This is a genomic window from Pseudomonas sp. IT-347P, assembly GCF_949768005.1.
Lineage (GTDB): Bacteria > Pseudomonadota > Gammaproteobacteria > Pseudomonadales > Pseudomonadaceae > Aquipseudomonas.
The window spans coordinates 930609-952810 of record NZ_CATKPQ010000011.1; the positions used below are offsets into that span (position 1 = coordinate 930609).

Here is a 22202-nt window from a genome sequence, read left to right on the forward strand (position 1 = left end):
TCAAGCCTCCTGCCGCTGACGTGCAAAGGCCAGGCGCACGCGCAGCATCGCGCCGAAGTGATACAGGGCCAGCAGGGCAATCGCCGCGCTCAGCGGCCAGAAGAACAACTCCCGCTGCGGTTGATGACTGAGGGTTTTCACCTGGTGCGGCGTGAGGCGATCGAGGGTGGCGTAGACCTGATCCAGTGCGTTGCGATCTTCGGCGCGGAAGAATTGCCCACCGGTGGTTTTGGCGATCTGTTGCAGCGTCGACAGGTTGACTTTGGCTTCACCGGACGCATTCGGATCGCCGATGCCGATGGTGTGAATGATCACACCTTTGTTGGCGGCCATTTCTGCCGCGTGATCCGGGGTGATCGCGCTGCTGGTGTCGTTGCCGTCGGTGAGCAGGATCAGCACTTTTTCCTGTTCGTGAGCCTTGTCCAGCAGCTTCAGGCTCAAACCGATCGCGTCACCGATCGCCGTGTTGGGGCCGGCCATGCCGATACCCGTGTCGACCAGCAACAGAGTGAGGCTGGCGTGATCGAGGGTCAGCGGCGCCTGCGGGTAGGCGCCGGTGCCGAACACGATCAGGCCGAGGCGGTCGTCCTTGCGCTTGTCGATAAAGCCTTGCACCACCTCTTTGACGGCGGCGAGGCGATTGATCTTTTCGCCGTTGGCGTTGGTGAAGTCTTCGGTTTCCATAGACTGCGAGAGGTCGATGGCGAGCATCAGGTCGCGTACCGGTTGCTGCCGCTCGATGGGTTTTTCCACGAATACCGGGCGTGCGGCCGCCAACAGAATCAGCGTCCAGACAAGGAAGTTCAGCAGCAGTTGCCAATGATTGCGGCGGTTGCCGATGATGCCGGGTGCTTCACCGACGGCGCGGCTCATCGCTGCGAAAAACGGCACGCGCACGGCGCTGCGGGCCTCGTTGTAGGCAGGCAGATAGCGGTAAGCCAGCCAAGGTAATGGCAGCAGGAGCAACAGCCAGGGGTAATCAAGCTGCCACATGGTGATGTTCCATCCAGTATTGGCAGGTCTCGAACAGTGCCCGACGTTGCGGCGCGGGGAGGGCACGCAGGGTGTCGTCGGGGGCGTAGGCGAGTTGTGCGAGTTGCGTACTGAAGTCTGCCGGCAGCTGTTGCCTACAGTGTTGTTGCAAAAAGACTTGCCAATCCTCCCGCCCAAGCGCTGCAACCCCCTGTGGGAGCGAGCTTGCTCGCGAAAGCGGTGTGTCAGACACCACAGATGTTGAATGTGCCGGCCTCTTCGCGAGCAAGCTCGCTCCCACAGGGTTTGCATTCCACCGAAGAGGTTTGTGCATGGGCATCGAGAGCGCCACACGTTTGAGCAGTTCCGGCAGTTCGCGCAACGCATTGAGGTCATCGCTGCGACCACGCAACTGCGCCAGACGCGCCAGGCCTTCACGTCGATAAGCATTCCTGCGCCATTGCACATAGCGCCGAATGCCGATCAACAGCGCGGCCAATATCAGAATGGCGAGCAAGACCCACCACCCCCACGTCTGCGGTGCATAGCTGACCGGCGCGGGCAAGCCCAGCTCTTTAAGCTGTTCGATGCTGGGAATATTCGGATTCACCGCTGTGCTCCGGCGCTTTTACCCAGTTCGGCGCGCAGTTGTGCATGGGCTTCTTCGGCGGTGCTGAACATCATCAACGGCACCTGACTGCGACGCAGCAGGGTGGCGACATCTTTCAGCCGGCCGCTGAGAAAATCCCCCAGCGGTTGGTGCACGTTGCGTTTTTCCACCGCCAGCTCCACTTGCAACTCGCCCTGAGTGACCAGCAGGCGACCATTGCTTGGCAGCTTCATCGCCAGCGGGTCATAGACCTGCAGCGCAATCACGTCGTTGTGCGCCGACAGTTGTCGCATCCGTTGCAAGGTCCGTTCGCCAGCCCCGGCAAAGTCGCTGACGATGCAGATCAAATGGTCGTGACCCGCCAGGGCCAGGCAGCGCTGCAGGACCTTGTCCAGTTGATCTTCGTCTTCGGCGTCCGGGTTGGCTGCACTCAGTGCCTGGTTCTGCTCGGCGATACGACTGAGCAAGGCTTCCACGCGTTTGCGGCTGCGCAGCGGCGCAATGCTGTCGATCCGCTGATCATTGAACACCAGCCCGCCGACCCGATCGCCAGCGTTGAACACCATCCATGCCGCCAGTGCTGCGAGTTCAGCGCCGAGGGCGGATTTGAAGCTGCGTTGCGAGCCGAAGAACATCGACATGCGCTGATCGACCACGATCAACGCCGGGCGGTCGCGCTCTTCGGTGAAGGTACGCACCACCGGTTTGCCGGTGCGCAGCGAGGCGCGCCAGTCGAGGTGGCGCAAATCGTCGCCCGGCTGATAGCGGCGCAATTCATCGAAATTCAAGCCACGTCCGCGCAAGCGTGAAGCATGGTTGCCCGCGAGGATGCTGCCCCGGGGCTGTCGCGCCAGAAAACTCAGGTCACGGGCCTTGAACTCCAACGCCATCAATTGCGCGAGAGAGACGTAGACCAGGCCTTCATCGTTCATGCCGGAATCGCCACTTTATCGAGAATGCGGTCGAGCACCTGATCGGCGCTGACGCCGTCGGCCACCGCGTCGTAGCTTAATTGCAGGCGATGGCGCAGTACCGGGTGCACCACTGCGCGCACGTTGTCCGGCGAAACGAAGTCCTGACCCTGCAACCAGGCATCGGCGCGCGCGCAACGATCCAGGCCGATGCCGCCACGCGGACTGGCGCCGATGGCAATCCAGCGCGCAAGGTCTTCGTCGTAATCGGCGGGGTGGCGGGTAGCGTTGATCAGGTCGATCAGGTAGCTGTCGATCGCCGGCGACACGTGTACTGCGCTGACTTCCTTGCGTGCGGCGAAGATCACGTCCTGCGGCATGCTGAAACCCTTGGCAGACGTAGTGCTGGCGCCTTGGGCGAATTCTTCGTTGCGCAGCAGGCGCAGGACCTGGCTTTCGTTTTCCGCGCTCGGGTAGTCGAGCAATACCTTCATCAGAAAACGGTCCATCTGCGCTTCCGGCAGCGGATAGGTGCCTTCCTGTTCGATCGGGTTTTGTGTCGCTACCACAATAAACAGATCGGGCAGGGCATGGCTGTTGCCGGCTACCGTGATCTGCCGTTCTTCCATTGCCTCAAGCAACGCCGCTTGCACTTTCGCAGGGGCGCGGTTGATCTCGTCGGCAAGAATCAGATTGCCGAACAACGGCCCCGGCTGAAAGCGGATTTCGTTTTTGCCTTCGACCTGATGCAGCACCTCGGCGCCGGTGATGTCCGAGGGCAGCAGATCCGGGGTGAACTGGATGCGGCTCATCTTCGCGTCCAGATGTTTGGCCAGCGCCTTGACCGTGCGCGTCTTGGCCAGCCCCGGCAGGCTTTCCAGCAACAAGTGACCGTTAGCCAACAGGCCAAGGAGAATCTGGCGGATCACCTGATCCTGGCCGAGTACGGCTTCGGCAATGCTGGCTTGCAGGGCGTTGAGGTCGGTAAGCGCAGTCATGGGGCAGTCCTTTGTGTCCGGTCTAGAAAAAGGCCAGGGTCAGGTTGACGCTGAAGCCGTTGCCTTCAGGGCGGTTTTTGGTGTCGAACTCCGGGACCCAGCGCGCGCTGATGTTGGCTTGGGCGTCGGCAAATTTGCCGATCCAGCCCACAACGGGGCCGGCGCCTACCGAGCGCCCGCGATACCCATTGAAAGTGTCGGCGGTCTGGCCTTTGTCGTCGGTCAGTTGCTGGATGTAGCCGGCGGCAACACCCGCGTTCCAGCCGTCACCGAAACCGAAGGTCCAGAGCGCGTCGAGGCGGAAGATATTGCCGTTGCGGTAATCAGTGGCATCGTTTTCGGTATAGCGCTCGAACGCACTCATCAGGCTGAGTTCGCCACCCTTGCCGTCAAGATGTGTGAACGCCACCGTGGGTATGAAGGTGTAGTTGTTCTGCCCCGGGTTGGCCAGACGATCCTTGTTGTAAGCGCCGGTGGGCACGTAGATCGGTAGCGAAAACGAGATGTGGTTCAGCTCATCGAAGTGGTAGCCGGCGGCAATCGGCGTGATCAAGGCGTCGGCGAATTGCGTGCCGGAATCGCTGTCACCCAAGGTGCGTCCGCGCGGGCCGGTGATGCTGGCCTTGATGTCGGTGTATTGCACCGGCACGCCGATCGCCGAGGCATAATTCCACGGGCCTTTGCCGGTGTCCCACACATGGGTGAAGTTGCCCATGGTGTAGGAAACTTTCATGTCGATCCCGCCGCTGACTGCGCCGGAAATCGGTGCACCCTTGCTGCCCTTCAGCGAGCCGTCGTACCAGATACTGGTCAGCGACATGATCCACCCCGGCTCGGGTGGGACGATCCCGGCATTGGAAAAAACCTGCTGGCCGGTGATCGGTCGACCGACCCCGCCTTCAGCGGCATACAGCAGCGGACTGCCGATCATGCACAGCGCCAACAGCGGGCGCACTACATTGGGCTTGATCATCAAAAACTCCGCTTATTGTTTTGAAAGGGTCGGGTTGAGCAACGGCATTTTCCATTCACCACTGGCGACTTCCGTTTTTGGCATATCAAGGCGAAAAATCCCCTGTGCCGAGCCGTTTGGTGTCGGCGGGCAGTTGGGCTGCCGGGCGCCAACGCCACAGCTGACAAACATGATCATCAGGCCGTATGCCGTGACTCTGAAAGCAGCGTGCATGGCGTTTTCCTTATTTGCCGAATGTCACATTGATTCCGGTGTACACCACGAACTGCGGCGTTGTGTGGATCGGGGCGGGTGCTGATCGGGAGCGTTGCGCGAACCAGTTGCGGCACACCGATGAACTCGTTGGGCGCAATCGGCAAGGTGCACACGTCATGGGTGTGCGCGTTGCTGTCGTAGAGTCTGGGGGGTAGTAGTCCTGCAGATTCGCGCCGGGCGCGACGTTGAGCGGGTTGTTGTTTTTGTTCGAATCTTCGGCGTTATCCGCCTGCGCGCCACACGCAGCCGCCAGCGAACTCGCCAGAAAAAGAGTCTTCCCCACTCGATTGACCATCATCCCCGATTCCCTGGTGGCTTCTGGATAACTTGGCACTTCGCGGCCGTTACTGCGTAATCCCTTTCTTATCAAGCCTGTAGGACACGTCTGAATGACGCTAGCAGCTAATCAGGAGTTAGCCAGCCGAAGGGATTAATTCTTTGGTTTTGTGTACGGGTTCGCAGGTGATTGTGTAATAACTATTTCATTGCTCATGGTGTAGGAGCTGTCGAGTCAAACGAGGCTGCTCCTGCCTGTGCGTATTTCAATTCGGGATGTTTAAAGGTTGTTTTGATTTTGCGGAACGTTCCCACAAGGTTTTCAGGTTGTCCGTCGGACGTCGGGTCTCTAGCCTGTGTTCGTCGCTGCCAAATCAGCGACCGGGACTGGAAACCCCGGGGGAAAACTGAACGCAACAGCACCGTTCATGACGTATGCTTGCGCACCTTTTTTGGTGCGTACTTTGTTATGGCGGCTGTGCGTGGGGGACCTTCGGGTCGTCCGGGTTTCTCTATCCCCCGGGTTTCCAGCCTGCGTACAGCTGCCACCCATTCGACCGGAAGCCGAATGGACCAGCTTCACCGCTTGGATAGAGAAAACACTATGAAAAAGCCAACACCCAATCCCCCAGAATCAGACGCCGACAGCACATCCCCCTACGCCTCAGTCGACATTAAGAAACTTCACGAAGCCGCCGACCGCGCGCTCGACTACTACCTCAATCCCGCCGTCGGCATCATGTCCAGCGTTAACGAGCCGGAACCCATGTACCTCGCCAACCCCAGCTACAACACCGAATCCCTGCTCGCCAACGCCAGCGAAACCCTCGGTTCGGCCAGCGAAATGCTGATGAACTTCGCCGCCTCGCTGGAAACCTCTCAGCGCAAGACTGCACTGGGGATCGCACAGGTCGTCATGCTGGGTGAGCTGGCCGTCAACCAGGCCTTGGATCACGTCGAACTCAAGAACTGATCGCTCTTGAATGATCGGTCCCACGCTCTGCGTGGGAATGCAGCCCTTGATGCTCTGCGTCTGATCCGCAAGCTGGAACGCAGAGCATCCCTTGAAAGACGGTTGGGAATAACCGTGACAATTGCAGGAGCAAGGCTTGATAGGAAAAACATTTACAAATAGGCGACTGAGCCTATGGCTGGCGGCAGTTTTATCCGTCAATGCGGTTTTTTTGGCTTTTCTGATTTTTGGTGATTTCGGGAAAGGGCACGACAGAAAAATGATCAAAACCAAAGAGCCGTTACTGATTGAAGGGCCAAATAGCGACGAGAACAACTATGTCCTGCCTTTGGGAACCACGCTTTATCTCGATAAACGTTTTCCTGAAGGGCATGACCGTTATGTGGTGTATCTCAACCATAAAGGTGCAATTGCACACGAAGACGTGGCCATGAAGCCTGAGTATGGCGGCTCATTTATCGATCCGCTCTGGCTGGCCAATGTAAATGAGGAAACCTTGAAAGAAATCTTCAAACGTTTTCCGCTTTCCAAAACAGATGTCGCCGCTGCGATCAAGGCCAATGAAATAACCAAGGATGATCTGGCCGACATCCTCCGATCGATGCCCGACTGACCGATTCTGCAGATGTGAATTAAACAAGGCTGCGATCCTTCGACATTGCTTTTCAAGATCAAAAGATCGCAGCCTTCGGCAGCTCTTACAGGTGATATCCGATTTAGCCGTTTTTCTTGGCCTGTTCGCGAACGCGTTCTTCCTGCGCACGTGCTTCGGGGGTGAATTCGGCGCCGAAGTCTTCGGCGGAGAATATCTGGCGGATTTCGATTTCAGACTCGCCGGGCATCGGGTTAGGGCAGCGCTTGACCCATTCGATGGCTTCTTCTTTCGACTGCACTTCCCAGATCCAGTAACCCGCCACCAATTCTTTGGTCTCGATAAACGGTCCGTCGATCACCGTGCGCTGGTTGCCGGAAAAGCGCACGCGGGCGCCTTTGCTGCTGGGGTGCAGGCCGTCGCAGTCGATGAGAATGCCGGCCTTGACCAGTTCTTCGTTGAAGTTGCCCATTGCGGTGATAAGTTCTTCGCTGGGCATGATGCCGGCTTCCGAGTCGGCAGTGGCTTTTACAAGGATCATGAAGCGCATGGCGGTGACTCCGTGGAGTGTGGGCGGATTCACTGCTTAGTCGAACGGGCCGGGCTTGAATCGACAGGGTCTCTGGTAAAAGATGCGGAGAATCTGTCACACCGCAGATCTAATTGTAGGCCTTCGCCTGCTCGCGATGGCGGTGGGTCATATGCGCAGATATTGACTGACAGACCGCTATCGCGAGCAGGCTCACTCCTACAGGCGAGCGGGTGTGGTTTTGTATACAACTTTTCGCGCTGGCACCTAACAATTTCAGTCAGGGCATAGGTCGTCGGCCAATTTCGTGGTTAACTTCGGCCTCTTGCATGCTTTCCAATCAAAACATCAGAAGGACTCAAGTCATGGCTCAAGTCACCCTCAAAGGCAATCCGGTTCAAGTCAACGGCCAGTTGCCACAAGCCGGTTCCAAGGCGCCAGCCTTTTCTCTGGTTGCCGGCAATCTGTCCGACGTCACCCTGAAAGACTTTGCCGGCAAGCGCAAAATCCTCAACATCTTCCCAAGCGTCGACACCCCGACCTGCGCCACTTCGGTGCGCAAGTTCAACGCCCAGGCCAATGACATCGCCAACACCGTAGTGCTGTGCATTTCCGCTGACTTGCCGTTCGCCCAGGCACGTTTCTGCGGCGCCGAAGGTCTGGAAAACGTACAGAACCTGTCGACCCTGCGCGGTAGCGAATTCATCGAGAACTACGGTGTGGCGATCGCTGACGGCCCGCTGAAAGGCCTGACCGCTCGCGCCGTCGTGGTACTGGATGAAAACGACAACGTGCTGCACAGCGAACTGGTCAAGGAAATTGCCGAAGAGCCTAACTACGAAGCGGCACTGTCCGTTCTCAAGTAAGCGCTTTTACAATTGTTAACGGCCTGGCCCTGTCCAGGCCGTTTTCATTTGTGTATCAGTGTTTTGCCTCACACCTTGAAACGTAAGTTGAAGGTAAATTGCCGGTAAAGCTGCTTTGCTAAATCCCCACCAGTGCTTATCGTTCAGCCTCCCGTAAAAGAAGCCCACGCGCCCAATGGTTAATCACTCCATGCAATCGTCCCCCCGTACTGCCCGCCGCTGGCTGATCAGCCTGCTTGTTTTGTTGGTCATTGCCGTCCTGTGCTGGAAATTCTGGCCCGCCGGTTCAGCCCACAAAGAGGGGGCCGACAAGGCTGCGGCCGGACACACCGGGCGTTCGGGGATGATGCGGCCGGGCTTCGGCGGCGGCACCGGGCCGATTCCAGTGCGCGTGGCGCCGGCGGTCACCGGCGATTTCCCGCTGTACTACAAGGCGCTGGGTACGGTGACCGCGCTCAACACCATCAACGTGCGCAGCCGGGTGGGTGGCGAGCTGGTCAAGATCAATTTCGAAGAAGGGCAGATGGTCAAGGCCGGTGACCTGTTGGCCGAAATCGACCCGCGCCCGTACCAGAACGCCTTGCTGCAGGCTGAAGGCACCTTGCTGCAGAATCAGGCGCAACTGAAGAATGCTCAGGTCGACGTCGAGCGTTATCGCGGCCTGTACAAAGAGGACAGCATCGCCAAACAGACGCTCGACACCGCCGAAGCGCTGGTCGGTCAGTATCTGGGCACGGTCAAGACCAATCAGGCGGCGGTCAACGACGCCAAACTCAATCTCGAATTCACCAAGATCCGCGCGCCGATTGCCGGCCGTGTTGGTCTGCGCCAGGTCGACGTGGGTAACCTCGTCACCGCCAATGACACCACCTTCCTCGCAGTGATCACTCAGACGCAACCGATCAGCGTCGCTTTCACCTTGCCGGAAAACAGCCTGGAAACCGTGCTCGCCCGTTATCGCAGTGGGGCCAAACTACCGGCTGAAGCGTGGGATCGCGGCGACACCAAGCTGCAAGCCACCGGCGTTCTGCAAAGCCTCGACAACCAGATCGACGTCGCCACCGGCACCCTGAAGTTCAAGGCCCGCTACGAAAACCGCGATCAGGCGCTGTTCCCCAATCAGTTCGTCAACGTGCACTTGCTGGCTGACACACTGAAAGGTGTGGTGCTGGCACCGTCGGCAGCGATTCAGTTCGGCACCAACGGTACCTTCGTCTATGCGCTGGACGGCGACAAGAAAGTCACCATTCGCCAGTTGAAGATCGGCGCCAGTGATGGCGAAAACACCGTGGTCACCGAAGGCCTGGCTGCCGGCGACCGCGTGGTGCTGGAAGGCACCGACCGACTGAAGGAAGGCAGCGAAGTGGAAGTGGTCAACGACAGCAATCAAGTCCCGACCACACCGACCGAACACCTGCAAGGCAAGTCCGCCGCCCAGACCCCAGACGCTGCTGTCACTGACAAGGCCAAGAAGGGCGCATGAACATTTCGCGGCTGTTCATCCTCCGACCGGTAGCCACCACTCTGAGCATGCTGGCCATCGTGCTGGCCGGCCTGATTGCTTATCGCCTGCTGCCGGTGTCGGCGCTGCCACAGGTCGATTACCCGACCATCCGCGTCATGACGCTGTATCCCGGCGCCAGTCCGGATGTGATGACCAGTGCCGTGACGGCGCCGCTCGAGCGCCAGTTCGGGCAGATGCCGGGCCTGACGCAAATGGCCTCGACCAGTTCCGGCGGTGCGTCGGTACTGACCCTGCGTTTCAGCCTCGACATCAACATGGACGTCGCCGAACAGCAGGTGCAAGCCGCGATTAACGCCGCGACCAACCTGCTGCCGAGCGATTTGCCGGCGCCCCCGGTGTACAACAAGGTCAACCCGGCGGACACCCCGGTGCTGACCCTGGCTATTACTTCAAAAACCATGCTGTTGCCCAAGCTCAATGACCTGGTCGATACGCGCATGGCGCAGAAAATCGCTCAGATCAGCGGCGTCGGCATGGTCAGCATTGCCGGCGGGCAGCGTCAGGCCGTGCGCATCAAGGTCAATCCTGAAGCGCTGGCGGCCAACAGCCTGAACCTGGCGGACGTGCGCACCTTGATCGGCGCCTCCAACGTCAACCAGCCAAAAGGTAACTTCGACGGCCCGACGCGAGTGTCGATGCTCGACGCCAACGACCAGCTGACCTCGCCCAAGGACTACGCCAACCTGATCCTCGCCTACAAGAACGGCGCACCGTTGCGGCTCAAGGACGTGGCGGAAATCGTCGATGGCGCCGAGAACGAACGCCTCGCTGCATGGGCCAACCAGAATCAGGCCGTGTTGCTGAACATCCAGCGTCAGCCAGGCGCCAACGTGATCGAGGTGGTCGACCGTATCAAGGCATTGCTGCCGAGCATCACCGACAACCTGCCGGCCGGCCTAGATGTCACGGTACTGACGGATCGCACGCAGACCATTCGCGCCTCGGTCACCGATGTGCAGCACGAATTGCTCATCGCCATCGCCCTGGTGGTGATGGTGACGTTCCTGTTCCTGCGCCGCGCCAGTGCCACGATCATTCCGTCGGTGGCCGTGCCGCTGTCGCTGATCGGCACCTTCGGCGTGATGTACCTGGCCGGTTTTTCGGTGAATAACCTGACCCTGATGGCGCTGACCATTGCCACCGGTTTTGTGGTCGATGACGCCATCGTCATGCTCGAGAACATCGCGCGTTTCATCGAAGAGGGCGACAGCCCGATGCAGGCCGCGCTCAAAGGCGCGAAGCAGATCGGCTTCACCCTGATTTCCCTGACCCTGTCGCTGATCGCAGTGCTGATTCCGCTGTTGTTCATGGCCGACGTGGTCGGGCGCTTGTTCCGTGAATTCGCCATCACCCTGGCGGTGGCGATCCTGATTTCGCTGGTGGTCTCGCTGACCCTGACGCCGATGATGTGCGCGCGACTGCTCAAGCGTGAGCCGGAAGAGCATGAGCAGGGCCGTTTCTACCGCGCCAGTGGGGCAGTCATCGACTGGATGATCGCCGCCTACGGGCGCAAGTTGCAGTGGGTGCTCAAGCACCAGCCGCTGACGCTGCTGGTGGCCGTCGGCACCCTGGCGTTGACCGTGTTCCTCTATATGGTTGTGCCGAAAGGCTTCTTCCCGGTGCAGGACACCGGGGTGATTCAGGGCATTTCCGAGGCGCCGCAGTCGATTTCCTTCGCGGCAATGGGCGAGCGCCAGCAGCAACTGGCGAAGATCATTCTGGAAGATCCGGCGGTGCAGAGCCTGTCGTCCTATATCGGTGTCGACGGCGACAACGCCACGCTCAACAGCGGTCGCTTGCTGATCAATCTCAAACCCCATGGTGAGCGCGATCTCAGCGCCACTGAAGTGATTGCGCGCCTGCAACCGCAACTGGACAAACTGGTCGGCATCCGTCTGTTCATGCAGCCGGTGCAGGATCTGACCATCGAGGACCGCGTCAGTCGCACGCAGTATCAATTCAGCATGTCCTCGCCGGACGCCGAACTGCTCAGCCAGTGGAGCAGCCGTCTGGTCGAAGCGTTGGCCCGGCAGCCCGAACTGACCGACGTCGCGAGTGATTTGCAGGACAAGGGCTTGCAGGTCTATCTGGTGATCGACCGCGATGCCGCTTCACGCCTTGGCGTCTCGGTGGCGAACATCACCGATGCGCTGTACGACGCCTTCGGCCAGCGGCAGATTTCGACCATCTACACCCAGGCCAGCCAGTACCGCGTGGTGCTGCAGGCGCAGGCCGGAGAGAAGATCGGCCCGCAGGCGCTGGACCAGATTCACGTGAAGACCACCGACGGCGCGCAGGTGCGTCTGTCGAGTCTGGCCCATGTCGAAGAGCGGCAGGCGCAACTGGCGATCACCCATATCGGCCAGTTCCCGGCGGTGATGATGTCGTTCAACCTCGCGCCCGGCGTGGCGCTGGGGCATGCGGTCGACATTATCGAACAAGTGCAGAAGGACATCGGCATGCCGGTCGGCGTGCAGACCCAGTTCCAGGGCGCGGCCGAAGCGTTCCAGGCGTCGCTGTCGAGCACCTTGCTGCTGATTCTGGCGGCGGTGGTGACCATGTACATCGTGCTCGGCGTGCTGTACGAGAGCTACATCCACCCGATCACCATCCTCTCGACCCTGCCGTCTGCGGCGGTCGGCGCGTTGCTGGCGTTGCTGCTCAGCGGCAATGACCTGGGCATGATCGCGATCATCGGCATCATCCTGTTGATCGGTATCGTGAAAAAGAACGCGATCATGATGATCGACTTCGCCCTAGATGCTGAACGCACGCAAGGCATGGCGCCGGAGCAGGCGATCTATCAGGCGGCGCTGCTGCGCTTCCGGCCGATTCTGATGACCACGCTGGCGGCGCTGTTTGGTGCGGTGCCGTTGATGCTCGCCACCGGTTCCGGGGCTGAGTTGCGTCAGCCGCTGGGTCTGGTGATGGTCGGCGGCCTGCTGGTGAGTCAGGTGCTGACGCTGTTCACCACGCCGGTGATTTACCTGTACTTCGACCGCCTCGGTCGGCGCTTTGGCAAGACCGATACCGATAGCGAAGAGGTGTCGGTATGACTGTCCGGACACATTCCCCTTGTGGGAGCGGGCTCGCTCGCGAAAGCGGCGTGTCAGCCGCTACACATGTTGGATGTGCCGGCCTCTTCGCGAGCAAGCCCGCTCCCACAGGGATCTGCGGTGAAGGCGGGGATTGCGTTCGATGAACCTCTCCGGTCCTTTCATCAAGCGCCCGGTCGCGACCATGCTGCTGAGCCTGGCGATCATGTTGCTCGGCGGTGTCAGCTTCGGTCTGTTGCCGGTGTCGCCGTTGCCGCAGATGGACTTCCCGGTGATCGTCGTGCAGGCCAGTCTGCCCGGTGCCAGCCCGGAGGTCATGGCGTCCACCGTGGCCACGCCGCTGGAGCGCTCATTCGGCGCGATCGCCGGCGTCAACACCATGAGCAGCCGTTCCAGTCAGGGTTCGACGCGGGTCATCCTGCAATTCGACCTGGACCGCGACATCAATGGCGCCGCGCGGGAAGTGCAGGCGGCGATCAACGCTTCGCGCAACCTGTTGCCGAGCGGTATGCGCAGCATGCCGACCTACAAGAAGGTCAATCCGTCGCAGGCGCCGATCATGGTGCTGTCGCTGACCTCCGATGTGCTGGAAAAAGGCCAGCTCTACGATTTGGCCTCGACCATTCTTTCCCAGAGCCTGTCGCAAGTGCAGGGTGTTGGTGAAGTGCAGATCGGCGGCAGTTCGCTGCCGGCGGTGCGCATCGAACTCGAACCGCAGGCGCTGAACCAGTACGGCGTGGCGCTCGACGATGTGCGCAAGACCATCGCCGATGCCAACGTGCGCCGGCCGAAGGGTTCGGTCGAGGACGATCAACGCCTGTGGCAGATCCAGGCCAATGACCAGCTGGAAAAAGCCAAGGACTACGAATCACTGATCATCCACTACGCCGATGGCGCCGCGCTGCGCCTCAAGGATGTGGCCAGGGTCAGCGACGGCGTTGAAGACCGCTACAACAGCGGCTTCTTCAACGATGACGCCGCCGTGCTGCTGGTGATCAACCGCCAGGCCGGCGCCAACATCATTGAGACGGTCAACGAGATCAAGGCGCAACTGCCGGCCTTGCAAGCGGTGTTGCCGGCCAGCGTGAAGCTGAATCTGGCCATGGACCGCTCGCCGGTGATCAAAGCGACGTTGCACGAAGCGGAGATGACCCTGCTGATTGCCGTGGCGCTGGTGATTCTGGTGGTGTTCCTGTTCCTCGGTAACTTCCGCGCCTCGCTGATTCCGACCTTGGCCGTGCCGGTGTCGCTGGTCGGCACTTTTGCGGTGATGTACCTCTACGGTTTCTCGCTGAACAACCTGTCGCTGATGGCGCTGATTCTGGCCACGGGCCTGGTGGTGGACGATGCCATCGTGGTGCTGGAGAACATCTCGCGGCACATCGACGAAGGCGTCAAACCGATGCAGGCCGCGTACCTTGGGGCCAAGGAAGTCGGTTTCACTTTGTTGTCGATGAACGTCTCGCTGGTGGCGGTGTTCCTCTCGATCCTGTTCATGGGCGGGATTGTCGAAAGCCTGTTCCGCGAATTTTCCATCACCCTGGCGGCGGCCATTGTCGTATCGCTGGTGGTCTCGCTGACATTGACGCCGATGCTTTGCGCCCGTTGGTTAAAGCCGCACACACCGGGGCAGGAAAACCGCCTGCAACGCTGGAGTCGGCGCACCAACGACTGGATGGTCGGTAAGTACGCTACCAGTCTCGATTGGGTCCTGCGTCACCGCCGTCTGACCTTGCTCAGCCTGCTGATCACCGTGGGCGTCAACATTGCGTTGTACGTCGTGGTGCCAAAAACCTTTATGCCGCAACAGGACACCGGCCAGTTGATCGGTTTTGTGCGCGGCGACGACGGCCTGTCGTTCAGCGTGATGCAGCCGAAAATGGAAACCTTCCGCCGCGCCGTGCTCAAGGACGATGCGGTGGAAAGCGTGGCCGGGTTCATTGGCGGCAGTAACGGTACCAACAACGCGTTCATGATCGTGCGTCTGAAGCCGATCAAGGAACGTCAACTGTCGGCGCAGAAAGTCATCGAACGCCTGCGCAAGGAAATGCCCAAGGTACCCGGTGCGCAGTTGATGCTGATGGCCGACCAGGATCTGCAGTTTGGCGGCGGTCGCGAACAGACCAGTTCGCAATACAGCTACATCCTGCAAAGCGGCGACCTCGGCGAGTTGCGTAAATGGTTCCCGAAAGTGGTTGCGGCATTGCGAGCCTTGCCCGAACTGACCGCCATCGATGCCCGCGAAGGCGCCGGGGCGCAACAAGTGACGCTGATTGTCGACCGCGATCAGGCCAAGCGCCTCGGTGTCGACATGGACATGGTCACGGCGGTGCTCAACAACGCCTACAGCCAGCGGCAGATTTCGACGATCTACGATAGCCTCAACCAGTATCAGGTGGTGATGGAAGTCAATCCGAAATACGCTCAGGATCCGGTGACGCTCAAGCAAGTGCAGGTGATCACCGCTGACGGTGCTCGGGTGCCGCTGTCGACGTTCGCTCATTATGAAAACAGCCTGGAAGACGACCGCGTCAGCCACGAGGGGCAGTTCGCCTCCGAAAGCATCGCTTTTGACATGGCCGAAGGCGTGACGGTGGAGCAAGGCGGTGCAGCCATCGAGCGGGCGATTGCCAAGGTCGGACTGCCGGAAGACGTAATCGCGAAAATGGCCGGTACTGCCGACGCCTTCGCGGCGACGCAGAAGAGTCAACCGTTCATGATTCTCGGCGCGCTGCTGGCGGTGTATCTGGTGCTGGGCGTGCTGTATGAAAGTTACATCCATCCACTGACGATTCTGTCGACGCTGCCGTCGGCCGGGGTCGGCGCGTTGCTGTCGATCTATGCGCTGGGCGGTGAGTTCAGCCTTATTTCGTTGCTCGGATTGTTCCTGCTGATTGGCGTGGTGAAGAAAAACGCCATTCTGATGATCGACCTTGCGCTGCAACTGGAACGTCATCAGGGCCTGTCGCCGCTGGAGTCGATCCGCAGCGCTTGTCTGCAACGGCTACGGCCGATTCTGATGACCACGTTGGCGGCGATTCTCGGTGCCTTGCCGTTGCTGCTCGGCCGGGCCGAAGGCGCGGAAATGCGCCAGCCGCTGGGCCTGACCATCATCGGCGGGCTGGTTTTCAGCCAGGTGCTGACGCTTTACACCACGCCTGTGGTTTACCTCTATCTCGACAAGCTGCGCCATCGTTTCAACAAGTGGCGTGGCGTGCGTACTGACGCCGCTCTGGAAACTCCGCTATGACTGACCGTTCGCTTTTCAATCTGGCCACCGTTCGCGGCTCGCGTCTGCTGAGCCTGTCGCTGTGCGTGGCGATGCTCAGTGCCTGCGCCGTCGGCCCGGACTACCAACGGCCGCAAACTGCGGAAATCGCCCAGTACAAGGAGGCCGAGGGCTGGACCCAGGCCAACCCGAGCGATTCACTGGCCCGTGGGGCCTGGTGGGAGTTGTATGGCGATCAGCAGCTCAACGGCTTGATCGAGAAACTCAACAATTCCAACCAGACCGTCGCGCAGTCGGAAGCCCAGTACCGTCAGGCTCAGGCGTTGGTGCGCAGTGCCCGTGGCGCGTTTTATCCCAAAGTAGACTTGAGCCTCGGCAAGACCCGCTCCAGTCAGGGCACTGGCAGCAGCAGTTCGAGTCTGAGCAGTTCTTCCAGCGGTATCCGCGACACCTATAACGCCGAACTGGGCGTCAGTTGGGAAGCGGACGTGTGGGGCAAGCTGCGCCGTGGACTGGAAGCCGATGAGGCCAGCGCTCAGGCCAGTTTTGCCGACTTGGCCGCCATGCGTCTGAGTCAGCAGTCGGAGCTGGTGCAGAACTACCTTCAGCTGCGGGTGATCGATCAGCAGAAACGCCTGCTCGAAGCCACGGTCGCCGCTTACGAACGTTCGCTGAAAATGACCCAGAACCAATACCGCGCCGGGGTTTCCGGGCGCGATGCGGTGGCGCAGGCGCAGACCCAGCTGAAAAGCACCCAGGCCGATCTGGTCGATCTGATCTGGCAGCGTGCGCAGTTCGAAAACGCGATTGCCGTGTTGACCGGGCAAGCGCCGGCGGACTTCAACATTGCCGAAGTGCAGACCATTCCAACGTTGCCGCAGGTGCCGTTGAGCCTGCCCTCGCAGCTGCTGGAACGGCGACCGGACATCGCCTCGGCCGAGCGCTCGGTGATTGCCGCCAACGCCAATATCGGCGTGGCCAAAGCGGCGTATTACCCGGATCTGACTTTGAGCCTGAGCGGTGGCTACAGCAGCAGCACTTCGCAGAATCTGGTTAGCCTGCCGAACCGTTTCTGGTCGGTCGGGCCGAAGCTGGCGCTGCCGCTGTTTGACGGTGGCATTCGTTCGGCAGAAGTCGACCGTACCGAGGCGGTGTATGACCAGACCGTGGCCAAATACCGCCAGACCGTGCTCGACGGTTTCCGTGAGGTGGAAAACTATCTGGTGCAGCTCAAGGTGTATGAAGACGAAGCGGCGGTGCGCCAGGAAGCGCTCGATGCGGCGCGTGATTCCCTGCGTTTGACGGAGAACCAGTACAAGGCCGGGTTGATTGCTTACATCGATGTGGTGGTGGTGCAAGCGACGGCATTGAGCAACGAGCGCAGCGTGCTGAACATTCTGCAAAGCCGCTTGATTGCCAGCGTGCAACTGATTGCGGCGCTGGGTGGCGGTTGGGATGGGCAACTGGATGTCGGTGACGCCCAATAAATCTCGCCATGGTCGAGAACCTGTGGGGGCGAACCTGCTCGCGAAGGCGTCAATGCAGTCACTGATTGTTTTGAATCAGGGAGCCTATTCGCGAGCAGGCTCGCTCCCACAATGATCGTGCAAGGTGCAGAAAGCCCCATTCCAGAGGTATCCCGGATGATCAAACAAGCGTTTCATCGGCTTGATGGCCAATTGATTACTTTGTCAGTGCGTTCTTCTGCGTAATCAGTACAATCGCCGCATTTGCCCGACCGAGAATGGACGCGATCCGCGTTGGGTGGCCACGAGAAATCCCATGCTCATCGGTAGTTATTCCTCCACCCTGGTTTTCATTTCGTTGTGCGTGGCGATTCTCGCTTCCTACACCGCGCTCGACCTGACCGGTCGTATTGCCACGGCCAAGGGCCGTGCGGTGCATTTCTGGACCGCCGGTGGCGCGTTTGCCATGGGCATTGGCGTCTGGTCGATGCATTTCATCGGCATGCTCGCCTTCAAACTGCCGATCGATCTGGGCTACGACATCGCCCTGACCGCGCTGTCGCTGTTTATCGCCGTGTTGTCCTGCGGCTTCGCCTTGTGGCTGGTCAGTCAGCCGAAACTGCCGATTCTGCAACTGGCTTTTGGTGCGCTGATCATGGGCGCCGGAATCAGCGCCATGCACTATACCGGCATGGCGGCGATGCGCATGACACCGGGGATCGACTACGACCCGACGCTGTTTGGTGCGTCATTGCTGATTGCGGTCGGCGCGTCGGCGGCGGCGCTGTGGATCGCCTTCCGCCTGCGTCAGCACTCGCCGTACGTGCGCCTGATCCGTGCCGGCGCGGCGATCATCATGGGCATCGCCATCGTCGGCATGCACTACACCGGCATGGCTGCCGCGCACTTTCCTGATGGCAGTTTCTGCGGTGCCACCGTCAACGGTCTGAAGGGTAACGGCCTCGACAGTCTGGTGTTGATCACCACATTGGCAGTGCTGTCGATTGCCTTGCTCACCTCGATCCTCGACGCACGGCTTGAAGCACGCACCGCCGATCTGGCGCATTCGTTGACCGTCGCCAACCGTGAACTTACGCAACTGGCCCTGCACGACACCCTGACCGGTCTGCCGAACCGCATGTTGCTCGACGACCGGATCAATCAGGCGATGAAAAAGGTCCAGGAGCAGGGCGGCTGCTTTGCCTTGATGTTCATCGATCTGGACGGTTTCAAACCGGTCAACGACGCGTTCGGTCACCACATGGGCGATCAGTTGTTGCGCGAAGTGGGCGTGCGTTTGCGGGAAGATTTGCGCGGCCAGGACACATTGGCGCGGATCGGCGGCGATGAATTCGTGCTGCTTGTGCGTCTGAGCGAACCCAATGATGCGCTGGGCTTGGCGGCACGTCAGGTCGGCCTGATCGCACAGTCGTTCCGTGTCGCCGAGCATGACTTGCAGATTTCCGCCAGCGTTGGCATCGCCCTGTACCCGGGCAATGGCCTGACCGCGCAGGAACTGCTGATGAACGCCGACGCGGCGATGTACCACGCCAAGGGCGGCGGCAAGAACGGTTACAGCTTTTTCGATGCATCAATGAACAACAATGCGCGCAAGCAACTGCAGTTGTTGCAGGACCTGCGCGCGGCGCTGGAACACCGTCAGTTCAGCTTGCATTACCAACCCAAGTTCGACGCCGCCAACGGCCGCCCGGTCGGTGCCGAAGCGCTGTTGCGCTGGCAACATCCGAGCCACGGCATGCTGATGCCGGACAAATTCATCGACCTGGCCGAGAAATCCGGTCTGATCATCCCGATCGGTGACTGGGTCCTCAACGAAGCCTGCCGCCAGATGCGCGAATGGTACGTGCTCGGTTACACCGATTGGCGCATCGCCGTGAACCTGTCGGCGCTGCAGTTCTGCCACACCGGTTTGGTGCGCAGCGTGGCCAAGGCGTTGGCCACTCACCACTTGCCGGCCAACAGCCTGACCCTGGAAATCACCGAAACCACGGCGATGAGCGATGCCGATGCGAGCATGACGGTGTTGCAGGAACTGTCGGACATGGGCGTCGATCTGTCGATCGATGACTTCGGCACCGGTTATTCCAGCCTGATGTACCTCAAGCGGCTGCCGGCCAACGAACTGAAGATTGATCGTGGTTTTGTGCGCGATCTGGAGCATGACAGCGACGACGCGGCGATTGTCTCGGCGATTGTCGCGTTGGGACAGGCGCTCGGTTTGCGCATTGTTGCCGAAGGCGTGGAAACCGGGGTGCAGCAGGCGTTTCTGACTGAACTGGGGTGCGATTCGTTGCAGGGGTATCTGTTGGGGCATCCGATGCCGGCGGAGAAGTTCATGCAGGATATTGCGCGGAGTCAGCAGGCGGCGGCGTTCTGATCGACCGCGTTATCGTTCTTTGCGAGCAAGCTCGCTCCCACATTGACGGTGTGAACGACGCAGAACGCTGTGGGAGCGAGCTTGCTCGCGAAGGCGTCTGCCCAGACACCACAGACTCCATGCAAAACCCGTGAATGGCAGTTATTCTTCCCCCCGACTGTTACGTGTGCATTTGGGGGAAAGGCCAGCATGGATAAAGTCATTGTGATCACCGGTGGCGGGCGCGGGATTGGCGCCGCTACGGCGCTGTTGGCTGCCGAGCAGGGCTATCGGATCTGCATCAACTATCAGTCGGATGAACAGGCCGCACAAAGCGTGCTGGAGCAAGTCCGCGCATTGGGCGCTCAGGCCATCGCGGTGCGTGCCGACGTCAGTATCGAAGACGAAGTGATTGCATTATTCCATCGCGTCGACACCGAGTTGGGCCGGGTCACCGCGCTGGTGAACAACGCCGGCACCGTCGGGCAAAAGTCGCGGGTCGACGAAATGTCCGAATTCCGTATCCTCAAAATCATGAAAACCAATGTCCTGGCGCCGATTCTCTGCGCCAAGCACGCGATCCTGCGCATGTCGCCCAAGCACGGCGGGCAGGGCGGCAGCATCGTCAATGTCTCGTCGGTGGCCGCGCGTCTTGGCTCGCCGAACGAATACGTCGATTACGCCGCGTCGAAAGGCGCGCTCGACACCTTCACCATCGGCTTGTCCAAGGAAGTGGCGGGCGAGGGGATTCGGGTCAACGCGGTGCGACCGGGTTACATCTACACCGATTTCCACGCGTTGAGCGGCGACCCGGATCGGGTCAGCAAGCTCGAGTCGGCAATCCCGATGGCCCGCGGCGGCCGCCCGGATGAGGTGGCTGAGGCGATTGTCTGGCTGTTGTCGGACAAGGCTTCGTATGCGACGGGTACGTTTGTTGATTTAGGGGGCGGGCGCTAATCGCTCGGATTTGCTTCGATAGTACCGCCCCCTTCGCGAGCAAGCTCGCTCCCACATTGGATGTGTGAATGACACAGAACCCATGTGGGAGCGAGCTTGCTCGCGAAGAGGCCAAAATAAACGCCATCTATCTGTCAGAACGACCGCACGATCCGCCCCAACGTCTCCATGGCCTTTTCCGAATCCTCGGTCCAAGGGCTGCCATAGTTCAACCGAATACAATTCCTGAACCGCTGTGTCGGCGAAAAAATCGGTCCCGGCGCAATGCTGATGCCCTGCGCCAATGCCATTTGAAACAATTTCAGCGAATCCATCTGCGGCGGCAGTTCCAGCCACAAAAAATAGCCGCCCGCCGGTTGGCTGACCCGGGTCTGTGCCGGGAAGTATCGGGCGATCGCCGCAAGCATCGCACTTTGCTGTTCTTCCAGTGCGTAGCGCAATTTGCGCAGGTGCCGGTCGTAACCACCGTGTTGCAGATAGTCGGCGATCGCCGCTTGCGCCGGCATCGAAGCGCACAGCGAAGTCATCAGTTTCAGCCGTTCGATTTTCTGCGCATAACGCCCGGCAGCAACCCAGCCGATGCGGTAGCCGGGGGCCAGGCTCTTGGCGAATGAGCCGCAGTGCATGACCAGACCTTCAGTGTCGAACGCTTTGGCCGGTTTCGGCGCCTGTTGACCGTAATAGAGTTCGGCGTAGACGTCGTCTTCGATCAGCGGCACCTGATGGTGACGCAGTAGTTCCACCAATTCCTGCTTCTTCGCCTCGGGCATGGTCGCGCCCATCGGGTTCTGAAAACTGGTCATGCACCAGCAAGCCTTGATCGGATGACGTTCCAGGGTTTGCGCGAGTACACCCAGATCAATGCCGTCGCGTGGATGCACGGGGATTTCCACGGCTTTGAGCTTCAGCCGTTCGAGCACTTGCAGGCTCGCATAGAACGCCGGGGCTTCGATGGCCACCAGATCGCCCGGTTCGGTCACTGCTTGCAGGCACAGGTTCAGCGCTTCGAGAGCGCCGTTGGTGATCAACAACTCTTCCATCGGCAGCATCAGGCCGCCGACCATGTAGCGCAGGGCGATTTGCCGGCGCAGTTGCGGGTTGCCCGGCGACATGTCGGTGACGACCATGCGCGGATCCATCTCGCGGGCGGCGCTGGCCAGCGAGCGCGACAGGCGTTGCAGCGGGAACAGGGTCGGACTGGGAAACGCCGAACCGAACGGCACGGTGCTAGGGTCCTTGATCGAATCCAGGACCGAGAACACCAGTTCGCTGACGTCGACCTCGGTGGAATCGTTGACGTGGCTGCTGATCACTGGCTCGGAAAACGGGCTCGGCGCGTGCGTGTTGACGAAGTAGCCGGAGCGCGGTCGGGCGCGGATCAGGCCACGGCGTTCGAGCAGGTAATAGGCCTGGAACACCGTGGATGGGCTGACGCCGTAGGTCTGGCTGGCGTAACGCACCGAAGGCACGCGCTGGCCGGGGCCCAGGACGCCGGAGCGGATCAGTTCAGCGATGTCGTCGGCGAATTTTTCGTAGCGTTTCATCGAGTGCCTTGGTGCTGGTTGATGATGAGTTGTGTCAGCGAGGAAAAAGCCCTCACCCTAACCCTCTCCCAGAGGGAGAGGGGACTGACCGAG

Annotated in this window: 17 protein-coding genes and 1 pseudogene; 9 read left to right on the forward strand and 9 right to left on the reverse strand. The window is 60.2% G+C overall.

The features are described 5' to 3' along the window. The 7 genes and pseudogenes from ACM6IV_RS08145 to ACM6IV_RS08175 form a co-directional block, all read right to left on the reverse strand. On the reverse strand, window positions 1-993 hold the full coding sequence (locus ACM6IV_RS08145) for a vWA domain-containing protein (RefSeq protein ID WP_414869505.1): 993 nt from the start codon (window positions 991-993) through the stop codon (window positions 1-3). Beyond that, entirely contained in the window at window positions 980-1582 is a 603-nt protein-coding gene (locus ACM6IV_RS08150) for a DUF4381 domain-containing protein (protein WP_414869506.1), read from the reverse strand. The genes ACM6IV_RS08145 and ACM6IV_RS08150 overlap by 14 nt, the downstream gene beginning before the upstream one ends. Next, window positions 1579-2514, reverse strand: a complete 936-nt coding sequence (locus tag ACM6IV_RS08155; RefSeq protein ID WP_414869507.1) for a DUF58 domain-containing protein — start codon at window positions 2512-2514, stop codon at window positions 1579-1581. The genes ACM6IV_RS08150 and ACM6IV_RS08155 overlap by 4 nt, the downstream gene beginning before the upstream one ends. Further along, window positions 2511-3491, reverse strand: coding sequence for an AAA family ATPase (locus ACM6IV_RS08160; RefSeq protein ID WP_414869508.1), 981 nt, complete (start codon window positions 3489-3491; stop codon window positions 2511-2513). The genes ACM6IV_RS08155 and ACM6IV_RS08160 overlap by 4 nt, the downstream gene beginning before the upstream one ends. Window positions 3492-3513: 22 nt before the next feature. Then, window positions 3514-4464 (reverse strand): transporter, encoded by a 951-nt coding sequence (locus tag ACM6IV_RS08165; RefSeq protein WP_414869509.1) that lies wholly within the window; start codon window positions 4462-4464, stop codon window positions 3514-3516. A 12-nt stretch (window positions 4465-4476) separates the two neighbouring features. Continuing rightward, window positions 4477-4677 (reverse strand): hypothetical protein, encoded by a 201-nt coding sequence (locus ACM6IV_RS08170; protein WP_414869510.1) that lies wholly within the window; start codon window positions 4675-4677, stop codon window positions 4477-4479. A gap of 41 nt (window positions 4678-4718) precedes the next feature. Beyond that, a pseudogene (locus tag ACM6IV_RS08175) lies at window positions 4719-5014 on the reverse strand (hypothetical protein); the annotation flags it as partial. Window positions 5015-5599: 585 nt separating this feature from the next. Between ACM6IV_RS08175 and ACM6IV_RS08180 the strand changes: the two are divergent. Beyond that, window positions 5600-5968, forward strand: a complete 369-nt coding sequence (locus ACM6IV_RS08180; RefSeq protein ID WP_414869511.1) for a DUF6124 family protein — start codon at window positions 5600-5602, stop codon at window positions 5966-5968. Between the two features lie 136 nt (window positions 5969-6104). After that, window positions 6105-6581, forward strand: a complete 477-nt coding sequence (locus ACM6IV_RS08185) for a hypothetical protein (RefSeq protein ID WP_414869512.1) — start codon at window positions 6105-6107, stop codon at window positions 6579-6581. Window positions 6582-6684: 103 nt separating this feature from the next. On the opposite strand, the gene ACM6IV_RS08190 is transcribed toward ACM6IV_RS08185, so the two are convergent. Next, complete coding sequence (locus tag ACM6IV_RS08190; protein ID WP_414869513.1) at window positions 6685-7110, reverse strand: YciI family protein; 426 nt, start codon at window positions 7108-7110, stop codon at window positions 6685-6687. A 344-nt stretch (window positions 7111-7454) separates the two neighbouring features. Here ACM6IV_RS08190 and tpx point away from each other — a divergent pair, with 344 nt between their 5' ends. The 7 genes from tpx to ACM6IV_RS08225 all read left to right on the forward strand — a co-directional run bounded on the left by tpx (window position 7455) and on the right by ACM6IV_RS08225 (window position 20565). Next, on the forward strand, window positions 7455-7955 hold the full coding sequence (gene tpx, locus ACM6IV_RS08195; RefSeq protein WP_414869514.1) for a thiol peroxidase: 501 nt from the start codon (window positions 7455-7457) through the stop codon (window positions 7953-7955). A gap of 175 nt (window positions 7956-8130) precedes the next feature. After that, window positions 8131-9438 (forward strand): MdtA/MuxA family multidrug efflux RND transporter periplasmic adaptor subunit, encoded by a 1308-nt coding sequence (locus tag ACM6IV_RS08200; protein WP_414869515.1) that lies wholly within the window; start codon window positions 8131-8133, stop codon window positions 9436-9438. Continuing rightward, window positions 9435-12536, forward strand: coding sequence for an MdtB/MuxB family multidrug efflux RND transporter permease subunit (locus ACM6IV_RS08205; RefSeq protein ID WP_414869516.1), 3102 nt, complete (start codon window positions 9435-9437; stop codon window positions 12534-12536). Before ACM6IV_RS08200 ends, ACM6IV_RS08205 begins: the two co-directional genes overlap by 4 nt. A 142-nt stretch (window positions 12537-12678) precedes the next feature. Continuing rightward, window positions 12679-15786 carry an efflux RND transporter permease subunit gene (locus ACM6IV_RS08210; protein WP_414869517.1) on the forward strand — a complete coding sequence of 1036 codons (3108 nt, stop codon included), beginning with the start codon at window positions 12679-12681 and terminating at the stop codon, window positions 15784-15786. Beyond that, complete coding sequence (locus ACM6IV_RS08215) at window positions 15783-17252, forward strand: efflux transporter outer membrane subunit (protein ID WP_414869518.1); 1470 nt, start codon at window positions 15783-15785, stop codon at window positions 17250-17252. Before ACM6IV_RS08210 ends, ACM6IV_RS08215 begins: the two co-directional genes overlap by 4 nt. Before the next feature lie 295 nt (window positions 17253-17547). Next, window positions 17548-19629 carry a putative bifunctional diguanylate cyclase/phosphodiesterase gene (locus ACM6IV_RS08220; protein WP_414869519.1) on the forward strand — a complete coding sequence of 694 codons (2082 nt, stop codon included), beginning with the start codon at window positions 17548-17550 and terminating at the stop codon, window positions 19627-19629. 189 nt (window positions 19630-19818) lie between these two features. After that, the gene (locus ACM6IV_RS08225; RefSeq protein WP_414869520.1) at window positions 19819-20565 is read left to right on the forward strand and encodes an SDR family oxidoreductase; all 747 of its coding nucleotides are present in this window, start codon (window positions 19819-19821) and stop codon (window positions 20563-20565) included. A 134-nt stretch (window positions 20566-20699) separates the two neighbouring features. On the opposite strand, the gene mapR is transcribed toward ACM6IV_RS08225, so the two are convergent. Further along, a complete protein-coding gene (gene mapR, locus ACM6IV_RS08230; RefSeq protein WP_016985121.1) occupies window positions 20700-22109 on the reverse strand; it encodes a GntR family transcriptional regulator MpaR in 1410 nt (469 codons plus the stop codon). Between the last annotated feature and the right edge of the window lie 93 nt (window positions 22110-22202).